This window comes from Pseudomonas sp. IT-P74 (genome assembly GCF_949768175.1).
In the GTDB taxonomy this organism is placed as follows: domain Bacteria; phylum Pseudomonadota; class Gammaproteobacteria; order Pseudomonadales; family Pseudomonadaceae; genus Aquipseudomonas.
Window position 1 is genome coordinate 1 of record NZ_CATKQD010000051.1, and the last position, 655, is coordinate 655.

2 pseudogenes are annotated in these 655 nt (G+C 62.6%); both read left to right on the plus strand.

The window, feature by feature from the left end:
- Nucleotides 1–546, plus strand: a pseudogene (locus ACM6J5_RS20455) (NAD(P)(+) transhydrogenase (Re/Si-specific) subunit alpha); the annotation flags it as partial.
- 11 nt (nt 547–557) lie between these two features.
- Nucleotides 558–655: pseudogene (locus tag ACM6J5_RS20460) on the plus strand (NAD(P) transhydrogenase subunit alpha); the annotation flags it as partial.

Below are 655 nucleotides of genomic sequence, written 5' to 3' on the forward strand. Positions count from 1 at the left end.
TCCGACGTGCGTCCTGCGGTAAAAGAGCAGATCGAATCCCTCGGCGCCAAGTTCGTCGACGTGCCGTACGAGACCGATGAAGAGCGTGAGTGCGCCGTCGGTGTCGGCGGTTACGCCCGCCCGATGCCGGCCAGCTGGATGCAGCGCCAGGCCGCGGCCGTGCACGAACGCGCCAAGCAGGCGGACATCGTGATCACCACCGCACTGATTCCCGGCCGCAAGGCACCGACGCTGCTCAGTGCAGAAACCGTGGCGCAGATGAAACCGGGCTCGGTGGTCATCGACCTCGCGGCCGCCCAGGGCGGCAACTGCCCGCTGACCGTGGCCGATCAGGTGGTCGTCGCACATGGCGTGACCATCGTGGGCCCGACCAACCTGGCCAGCGCCGTGGCGGCTGACGCTTCGGCGCTGTACGCCCGCAACCTGCTGGACTTCATGAAACTGTTGTTCGATAAAGACGGACAACTGGTGATCAACCTTGAAGACGATATCGTCGCCGCGTGCCTGATGTGCCGCGACGGCCAGATCGTGCGCAAGAACGGCTGAGGATAAAAATAATGGAAGACATGCTGATCTCTCACGGTATCTACAACCTGATCATTTTCGTGCTGGCGATCTATGTCGGCTACCACGTGGTCTGGAACGTCACACCGGC